The following is a 6312-nucleotide window of genomic DNA, read 5'->3' on the forward strand; positions in this document are numbered from 1 at the left end:
CTCACTTTCTCTTTGCTGCCAGAATAGCGGCTTTTGTCTGTTTGAATAGCTGCATCAGCGGACGCTTGGCAGGACATACATACGTGCAGGAGCCGCATGCAAAGCAGTCAAGTCCGTAAAGACGTTTTTCGAACTGTTCATAATCACCGTGCTCGGCGGCATCTGCCATCATCTGTGGCGTCAGATGGATCGGACAGGCGCGGGTACAGCGACCGCAGCGGATGCAGGCAGTAAGTTGCTGCTGCGCTTTTTCTACCTCATCGTGAGCCAGGACAGTCAGCGCGTTATTGTTTTTGCATACAGGGACGTCGAGCGCAGAGAGCGCAATTCCCATCATCGGACCGCCGCTCAGGACCTTTTTAACGGTACATCCTTCCTTCACACCTCCTGCCGCCTCGATCAGCTCTGCCGCAGAGGTACCAATGCGCACTTTCATGGTACAGGGACTGGCAACGGCGTCTCCGGACACGGTAAAATAGCGTTCCATCAAAGGCTCTGAAAAATGAACGGCACGGTAAATGGCATGCAGGGTTGCGACGTTGCAGACCATACAGCCGACGTCGGCAGGAAGCTGGCCAAAGCGCAGATCCCGCCCGCTGATCACAGAAATCAGGTTGCGCTCGCCGCCCTCAGGATATTTTGCCAGAACAGGCTGTACAAAAATCTGTTTTTCTCCGGCGCAGACGGCTTCCATAGCGCGGATCGCATCAGGTTTATTGTCCTCAATGGCGATCACGCCCTGCGCATTCGGAAAGAGCTGAAGCACAAGACGAAGCCCTTCTACGATCGAACGGTTTTCATCCTGCATCAGCCGGTCGTCACAGGTGATATAAGGCTCGCATTCAGACCCGTTGGCAATCACGTAATCGATCGCCTCTGGATTTTTGGATGTGAGCTTCACATGTGTGGGAAAACCTGCGCCGCCCATACCGACGATCCCGGCCGCTTTGATCGCATCCAGGATATCTTTGCTTGACAGGGTGCCGTTGTGCGGTGTTTTTCCGATACCGGGCGCGAGCGTATACTGCCCGTCATTTTCAATGACAATGCAGACGGCTCTTGCCCCGGAGGCAGTGTGGCGTTCCTCGATTGCTTTTACTGTACCGGAACAGGAGCTGATGATATTCGCGGACACAAAGCCATCCGCTTCTGCGATGATCTGCCCGGCAAGTACCGGATCCCCCTTTGCGACAACGGGTCTTGCGGGCTTTCCAATGTGCTGGCTGACTGGGAATACAAGCTCTCCTTTGGGCAGATAGGCGCGTACGGGCTGCCCCTTTGACTGTTCTTTGTGCCCTTCAGGGTGGATACCACCCCGGAATGTTTTTAGTCTCATACTGTACCTCCTGTGGATCGTGTCAGGAACGCTTCTGTCCCCGGCGCTTCTTCGGATCTGTTTTCTGTCTGCATTTCTGTCTGTGTTTGCGAGAAAGCTCTGGACGTGTCAGAAGGTCCTGTGCCGGTGCGGTAATCGCCGATGCTCAAAATACTGAGGCTTATGAGGAGGATGACCGCAGCGACCAGTGCTCTGGTGACAGATCTGGGTAAAAATGCTTCTTTTTCCATGCTCTGCATCCTTTCTGTAGTAGTTTGTTAAAAATTAGGCAAAATGCACAATAAATCATTAATAGAATAGCAGATTTTGTGGAAATATTCAATTAGAAAACGCACTTTTTTTATTCTTCCCAGAAAGACTCAGGATCGGAAGAGGTACAGCAGTAAAGCATGAAGATACGATGTGAGCTGCTCATGATCCATAAGAAGAGAATCCTCCCATTCAAAATAGGAGACAGAGGATGTTACGGATGCCTGAAAGGCAGGCGTAAAGAGTTTTGACGGCTGCGGTAGGAACTGTCCGGTTTTTTTGATGTAGCAGGTAGATGCTTTTGCGGGAATACGGTATGCGGGATCTACGTAGCCTGCGACGCTTTTGTGGATTGCCTGATCCTCAAGCGGAAGATAGTAATAATTTTTGTAATCTGCAAAAAAATGGCAGAGTGTGCCGCAAAAAACAGGGATCTGGAGCACAGCGGTGTGATGAGACACGGACAGCCTACAGAGGATACGGTCGTCTGCCGGGAGACAGCAGCAGTCAGTTACTGCTGCTGTGTTTTCCACGGTGAGCGGAACCGGAAGCGCCTCCTTTAAGGTGAAAGTAAGGCGCAGACAGTCACAAGGGAGGGGATTGGGACTGTCAAAGCCGCATGCAGCCTTCCTGTCCGGATGTGTATGTTCCTTATTTTTGTGCAGGTATTCGGCCTGCTCTATGCGCAGAAATTCTCCACGAAGCAGGAGCAGACAGGCTGTGGCTGGGAGCAGCTTTGTCATGCCGACCATATCATCGTGGTTGTGGAGCAGAAGCAGGTCGCGGATCTGTTTTTCTTTACTGGCAGCGTATTTCTCAAATAAGGAAACCATGTGCTTTCCTGTCAGCTGATCAGATCTCTGCCAGCCAAGGAGCGCCTCAAAAGCACACTGATTCATGCGCTTTAGTCCCATCAGCTTTCCAACGGGACGTAATTTCTGATAAAGATCAATAGAGGCACACTGCGACAGAGGAAGCGGCAGCTGATACTGAGCGGCTTTCTTCGTTATATATGGGAGATCAAAGGTGCTGCCATTGAAATGCAGGAGCGTACGGTAGTGAGAAGAAAGGCTGATAAAGGCACGCAGCAAATCTTCTTCCTCGGAGGCTTCTTCTGCGAGAAACTGTGTGAGCAGCCATTCTCCCTCCATCCGGTGCAGCACACCGATCAGAAAGAGTGCGGACGCAGCCGGTGAAAAACCGGTTGTTTCAATATCAAAAAAGAGACTGGTATCCGGGTCGTATGCAAGGACGTCTGCGAAGGTATCAAAGTCAGGTAATGTTTCTTTTTTTATAATCATAGGTTCCTCCAGTCTGGGTCATTATCCGGGGCTTATTTTATCACGCAGTGATTTTTGTGTAAAGAAAAAGGCAGAAAGAATACATCCGCTGTTCTTTACAAATAAGGGTTTTAAACGTATAATAAACGTGATAAACAGTTAGAGATAAGGTGCGCAGGCAATTGCCTGGGGCAACCTTCAGGTACAGGAGGGCATGTTATGGCAGTATTAGTAACCGGGGGCGCCGGGTATATCGGCAGTCACACATGTGTAGAGTTATTGAATAACGGCTATGAGGTCGTAGTAATGGACAACCTCTACAATTCCAATGAAAAGGCACTGGAGCGGGTAGAGCAGATTACGGGAAAAAAGGTGAAATTTTACAAGGTCGACATGCTTGACCGGGAAGCAATGAATGAGATTTTTGAAAAAGAGGATATTGATTCTGTGATCCATTTTGCAGGTTATAAAGCAGTAGGAGAATCCGTAGCAAAGCCTCTGGAGTATTATCATAATAATATTACAGGCACGCTGCTTTTGTGTGATGTGATGCGCAGGCATGGAGTAAAGAAGATCATTTTCAGCTCCTCAGCTACTGTTTATGGAGATCCGGCATTTGTGCCGATCACAGAGGAGTGTCCGAAGGGTGTGATCACGAATCCGTATGGACAGACAAAGAGTATGCTGGAGCAGATCCTGACAGATCTTCATGTATCTGATCCGGAGTGGAATGTCGTTCTTCTGCGCTATTTTAATCCGATCGGCGCGCATAAGGCGGGCATCATCGGAGAGGATCCGAAGGGCATTCCGAACAATCTGGTGCCGTACATAGCGCAGGTAGCAGTCGGCAAGCTGGAGAAGCTTGGTGTATTTGGCGATGATTACGATACGCCGGACGGCACAGGTGTGCGTGACTACATCCATGTCGTAGACCTGGCAAATGGTCACGTAAAGGCAATGAAGAAATTTGATGATACTCCGGCAGTCCGCATTTATAATCTTGGTACAGGAAACGGCTACAGCGTGCTTCAGGTACTTCATGCATTTGAAAAGGCATGTGGAAAGACACTTCCGTACGAGATCAAGCCGCGCCGTGCAGGCGATATTGCGCAGTGCTATGCAGACCCGTCGAAGGCAAAGGAAGAGCTGGGCTGGGAAGCGCAGTATGGAATAGATGAGATGTGTGCAGATTCTTGGAGATGGCAGTCGATGAATCCAAATGGCTACAATGACTGATCTGCCCGTCCGGGAAGTATCTGCTGTGATATCAGAGAAGGACACAGCAGATTTCCGTCATGATTTTGGAGAAGTAGTTTCTTGACGAATCCTGCGATTTATGAGAAAATAAAGGGAAAAGAATTTACAACTGAAAGGAGTATTACAATGATTTATTCACGCGAAGTAGAAGAAATGTGCCCGGTAGCTCAGGGCGTTCATCACGGCGCTGCTCCGATCCCGGAGGAAGCAAAGTGGGTACAGGCGAAGGAAGTTAAGGATATTTCCGGTCTGACACACGGTGTCGGCTGGTGTGCTCCGCAGCAGGGTGCATGTAAGCTGACTCTGAATGTAAAAGAAGGTATCATCCAGGAGGCGCTTGTTGAGACGATCGGATGTTCCGGTATGACACATTCCGCAGCTATGGCTTCTGAGATCCTTCCGGGCCTGACTGTTATGGAAGCTCTGAATACAGACCTTGTCTGCGATGCGATCAATACTGCTATGAGAGAGCTGTTCCTTCAGATCGTATACGGCCGCAGCCAGTCTGCATTCTCTGAGGACGGACTTCCGGTAGGTGCAGGTCTTGAGGACCTTGGAAAGGGTCTGCGCTCTCAGGTAGGTACTATGTATGGTACTCTGAAGAAGGGACCGCGCTATCTGGAGATGGCAGAGGGCTACGTTACAGGCATCGCTCTTGACGCTGACGATCAGATCATCGGATATCAGTTCGTAAGCCTTGGAAAGATGACAGATTTCATCAAGAAGGGTGACGATCCGAATACCGCATGGGAGAAGGCAAAGGGTCAGTACGGCCGTGTTGCTGATGCAGTGAAGATTATTGATCCGAGAAAAGAGTGATAGGGAGGTAATGGAAAATGGCTTTATTTGAATCATACGAGAGACGAATTGACAAGATCAATTCTGTACTGAACAGTTATGGCATTGCTTCCATTGAAGAAGCAGAGAAGATTACAAAAGACGCAGGTCTTGATGTTTATAATCAGATCAAAGGGATCCAGCCGATCTGTTTTGAAAACGCTTGCTGGGCATATATTGTAGGTGCAGCGATCGCGATCAAGAAGGGCTGCAGAAGAGCAGCAGATGCAGCAGCAGCGATCGGTGAGGGACTTCAGGCATTCTGTATCCCGGGTTCTGTAGCTGACACACGTAAGGTAGGTCTGGGACATGGAAACCTTGGAAAGATGCTTCTTGAGGAGGAGACAGAGTGCTTCGCATTCCTCGCAGGTCATGAGTCCTTTGCAGCAGCAGAGGGTGCGATCGGTATCGCAGAGAAGGCAAACAAGGTTCGTCAGAAACCGCTGCGCGTTATCCTGAACGGTCTTGGAAAAGATGCTGCTCAGATCATTGCAAGAATCAACGGCTTTACATATGTAGAGACAGAGTATGATCCGTATACAAACGAAGTGAAGGAGATCTTCCGTAAGTCTTACTCAGAGGGACTTCGCGCAAAGGTTAACTGCTACGGCGCAAACAGCGTTCCGGAGGGTGTTGCTATCATGTGGAAAGAGGGCGTAGACGTTTCTATCACAGGAAACTCCACAAACCCGACACGTTTCCAGCATCCGGTTGCAGGTACTTACAAGAAAGAGTGCAATGAGAAGGGCAAGAAGTATTTCTCCGTAGCATCCGGCGGCGGTACAGGACGTACACTTCATCCGGACAACATGGCAGCAGGACCGGCTTCCTACGGTATGACAGATACACTTGGACGTATGCATTCTGATGCACAGTTCGCAGGTTCTTCTTCCGTACCGGCTCATGTAGAGATGATGGGTCTGATCGGTGCAGGAAACAACCCGATGGTTGGTATGACTGTTGCTGTAGCAGTTTCTATTGAAGAAGCTGCAAAGGAAGGCAAGTTCTAAGAAATCCATATAAACATATAAATAAGGATGTATTCGGATGGGGGCGCATGAGGCGCCCTCATTTTCGTATAAGAAGTAAAAAGACAGTGGGACCGATCTTTGATCTGTTTGCGACATTGTCTTTGCCTTAGAGTATAATTATCATTGGCAAAAATAAAGGGAAGAGATCGAAATCTCTTCCCAATCATACAGATTTATCTTATTGTTTAATTGCTGAGAAAAAACATAAGGAGTCTGTATGATGAGTTCAATGATAAAGGAAAACGGCGTAACATTCAAGCAGTTAGAGAAAAATATTTTTAAATGGATCTGTGAAATCGGTCAAAACTTTACGAGGGAGTTT

The 6312-nt window shown here is 48.8% G+C and carries 6 protein-coding genes; 3 read left to right on the forward strand and 3 right to left on the reverse strand.

Features of this window, described 5'->3' with window-relative positions:
- Position 1 precedes the first annotated feature (1 nt).
- The 3 genes from rsxC to QOX44_RS17265 form a co-directional block, all read right to left on the reverse strand.
- Positions 2-1336 carry an electron transport complex subunit RsxC gene (gene rsxC / locus QOX44_RS17255; protein ID WP_283684976.1) on the reverse strand — a complete coding sequence of 445 codons (1335 nt, stop codon included), beginning with the start codon at positions 1334-1336 and terminating at the stop codon, positions 2-4.
- The gene (locus QOX44_RS17260) at positions 1333-1566 is read right to left on the reverse strand and encodes a hypothetical protein (protein ID WP_283684977.1); all 234 of its coding nucleotides are present in this window, start codon (positions 1564-1566) and stop codon (positions 1333-1335) included. Before QOX44_RS17260 ends, rsxC begins: the two co-directional genes overlap by 4 nt.
- Before the next feature lie 129 nt (positions 1567-1695).
- Entirely contained in the window at positions 1696-2886 is a 1191-nt protein-coding gene (locus QOX44_RS17265) for a ribonuclease H-like domain-containing protein (protein WP_283684978.1), read from the reverse strand.
- A gap of 198 nt (positions 2887-3084) precedes the next feature.
- Between QOX44_RS17265 and galE the strand changes: the two genes are divergently transcribed.
- From galE to QOX44_RS17280, 3 genes are all read left to right on the forward strand, one after another.
- Positions 3085-4101 (forward strand): UDP-glucose 4-epimerase GalE, encoded by a 1017-nt coding sequence (gene galE / locus QOX44_RS17270; protein ID WP_283684979.1) that lies wholly within the window; start codon positions 3085-3087, stop codon positions 4099-4101.
- A 147-nt stretch (positions 4102-4248) separates the two neighbouring features.
- A complete protein-coding gene (locus QOX44_RS17275) occupies positions 4249-4941 on the forward strand; it encodes an iron-sulfur cluster assembly scaffold protein (protein WP_283684980.1) in 693 nt (230 codons plus the stop codon).
- A 17-nt stretch (positions 4942-4958) separates the two neighbouring features.
- The gene (locus QOX44_RS17280) at positions 4959-5969 is read left to right on the forward strand and encodes a GGGtGRT protein (RefSeq protein WP_283684981.1); all 1011 of its coding nucleotides are present in this window, start codon (positions 4959-4961) and stop codon (positions 5967-5969) included.
- Positions 5970-6312 lie beyond the last annotated feature (343 nt).

Origin of the sequence: Parablautia sp. Marseille-Q6255, assembly GCF_951230155.1 — a bacterium.
Taxonomy (GTDB): Bacteria; Bacillota; Clostridia; order Lachnospirales; family Lachnospiraceae; genus Choladousia.

Excerpts from the sequence above, each read along its gene's own strand:
- galE (WP_283684979.1), top strand. The coding sequence starts at position 3,085 with ATGGCAGTATTAGTAACCGGGGGCGCCGGGTATATCGGCAGTCACACA.
- rsxC (WP_283684976.1), bottom strand. The coding sequence starts at position 1,336 with ATGAGACTAAAAACATTCCGGGGTGGTATCCACCCTGAAGGGCACAAA.
- QOX44_RS17280 (WP_283684981.1), top strand. The coding sequence starts at position 4,959 with ATGGCTTTATTTGAATCATACGAGAGACGAATTGACAAGATCAATTCT.
- QOX44_RS17265 (WP_283684978.1), bottom strand. The coding sequence starts at position 2,886 with ATGATTATAAAAAAAGAAACATTACCTGACTTTGATACCTTCGCAGAC.
- QOX44_RS17275 (WP_283684980.1), top strand. The coding sequence starts at position 4,249 with ATGATTTATTCACGCGAAGTAGAAGAAATGTGCCCGGTAGCTCAGGGC.
- QOX44_RS17260 (WP_283684977.1), bottom strand. The coding sequence starts at position 1,566 with ATGGAAAAAGAAGCATTTTTACCCAGATCTGTCACCAGAGCACTGGTC.